General features: G+C 39.2%; 3 protein-coding genes and 1 pseudogene. 2 read left to right on the forward strand and 2 right to left on the reverse strand.

Annotated features, from left to right (window positions below; all coding sequences use genetic code 11):
- The coding region (gene dnaX / locus E1176_RS01780; protein ID WP_155208861.1) for a DNA polymerase III subunit gamma/tau at nt 1–1099 on the forward strand (1099 nt) is incomplete at its 5' end.
- Nucleotides 1100–1112: 13 nt separating this feature from the next.
- On the opposite strand, the gene E1176_RS01785 is transcribed toward dnaX, so the two are convergent.
- Nucleotides 1113–1277 (reverse strand): hypothetical protein, encoded by a 165-nt coding sequence (locus E1176_RS01785; RefSeq protein ID WP_155208862.1) that lies wholly within the window; start codon nt 1275–1277, stop codon nt 1113–1115.
- On the opposite strand from E1176_RS01785, the gene E1176_RS01790 reads away from it, so the two are divergent.
- Complete coding sequence (locus tag E1176_RS01790) at nt 1276–1728, forward strand: hypothetical protein (RefSeq protein WP_155208863.1); 453 nt, start codon at nt 1276–1278, stop codon at nt 1726–1728. The genes E1176_RS01785 and E1176_RS01790 overlap by 2 nt on opposite strands.
- A gap of 4 nt (nt 1729–1732) precedes the next feature.
- Here the strand turns inward: E1176_RS01790 and E1176_RS20370 are convergent.
- Nucleotides 1733–1962, reverse strand: a pseudogene (locus E1176_RS20370) (DUF3078 domain-containing protein); the annotation flags it as partial.

The following is a 1962-nucleotide window of genomic DNA, read 5'->3' on the forward strand; positions in this document are numbered from 1 at the left end:
GTTTGTTGTATCGGCACGTAAGTATAGACCTAAGGGCTTTGAAGAAGTAGTAGGGCAGCAGCACATCACTACCACGCTGCAAAATGCGATCGATAACAACCAACTCGCCCAGGCGCTGCTTTTTTGTGGTCCTAGAGGTGTGGGTAAAACCACTTGTGCGCGTATTTTAGCTCGCATGATCAATGATTTTGATGAGAGTAGCGAAGGCAACTCATTAAATATCTTCGAGCTCGATGCAGCCTCAAACAACTCAGTAGATGATATTAGAAACCTTATCGATCAGGTACGTTACCCACCGCAATACGGTAAGTACAAGGTGTATATCATAGATGAGGTTCACATGCTTTCTAATGCCGCCTTTAATGCTTTTCTTAAAACATTGGAGGAGCCACCTCCCTATGCGATTTTCATTTTAGCAACCACTGAAAAGCATAAGGTGATCCCTACCATCCTTTCTCGTTGTCAAATATTTGATTTCAATAGAATTCAAATTTCTGATATTGCAGATCATTTAAAATTTATTGCCGAGAAAGAGAATATTAAAGCGGAAGAGTCAGCGCTTCACCTTATTTCTCAAAAAGCTGATGGCGCACTGAGAGATGCACTTTCTATTTTTGACCTTATCGTTACATTTTCGTCTGATCGTAATGTAACATACCAATCAACGATAGATAACCTTCACATACTCGACTATGAGTATTATTTCAGAGTGGTAGACCATCTTCTGGATGAAGACATCGCCAACTCATTACTTATATTTGATGAAATCTTAAAGCAAGGGTTTGATGGGCACAATTTCATAATTGGCCTGGCTGAGCATATTAGAAACCTTATGGTTTGTAAAGACAACGCTACAGTTGCCTTGCTGGAAGTACCAGAAGTGGCTAAAGAGAAATATACCGAACAGGCCAACAAGTCTTCATTGTCTTTTCTACTATCAGCCTTAAATATCATTAGCCATTGTGACCTCAACTATAAGGCGAGTAAAAACCAACGATTGCACGTTGAGCTTACTTTGATGAAACTGTCTAACCTTAAGGCAGCAATCAGTTTGGCTTCTTTATCTCAAGATGAAGGCCTAAAAAAAAAAGTGATGTAAATAAAGAGGAGACTCAGCCATCTTCAGCTGCTGAGAAAAAAACTTCTCCTACCCCAAATAGTGATGCAGGAAAGGACGAAGCTGATAGCAAGCCCAATACCGAGCAAACTACACCCGTAAAACCACCACCTCCCAAGAGAATGGAAAAGCTATCGTCTTCTAAGCTGAAGTCGACCATGCGTCTTCCTAATGTCACAGATATTCTCAATAAAAAAGAAGAGGAAGAAAACGCACAACCAGAGCCGGAAGAAACCTTTGGTGAGGATCCTTTTACATTTGAAGATGTAAAGCGTTACTGGGACGAGTTTGCCAATCAGAAAAAAGCCGAAGGTAAGGATTCTGAGTATATGGTGCTTAATCAGAATATTGATTTAGAAGATGGTTTTATAATAAAGCTACCTCTTACCAATTCTGTAAAAGAGGTGATTCTCGATAAGTTTCGCTCTGATTTGGTACAGTTTCTTAAAACAAGGCTTAACAATGGAAAAGTAAAACTTGTAACCCATCTGTTAGAAGCCGAAGAAACTAAGATGATTTATACAAACAAGGAAAAATTTGATCATCTGGCAGAAAAAAAGCCTATCCTCAATCAGCTTAGGGATAGGCTCGGTTTAGATCCTGATTTCTAAATTGCTATTCTTCTAGTTGATCTCCGAAATTGAAGGTAACACCTACATTGAGTGTATTTCTCAGCTGCAGCCGTGGCCCTACATCTCCGTCTTCGTCTTCAATATCGATATCGTGATCATAGATAGCTTGTACACCAAAATTGGTACTAATAAACTTGTTGACTTTAAAGTTTAGGAATAAATCGTAGTTGACATCTATGTGTCGCATATCGTCATAAGAAGCAAAAAGTAAAA

It is taken from the genome of Fulvivirga aurantia (assembly GCF_009711475.1).
Lineage (GTDB): Bacteria > Bacteroidota > Bacteroidia > Cytophagales > Cyclobacteriaceae > Fulvivirga > Fulvivirga aurantia.

Bases quoted from the DNA above. Each gene is read 5' to 3' on its own strand.
- E1176_RS01790 (WP_155208863.1), top strand. From the start codon at position 1,276: ATGCGTCTTCCTAATGTCACAGATATTCTCAATAAAAAAGAAGAGGAA.
- E1176_RS01785 (WP_155208862.1), bottom strand. From the start codon at position 1,277: ATGGTCGACTTCAGCTTAGAAGACGATAGCTTTTCCATTCTCTTGGGA.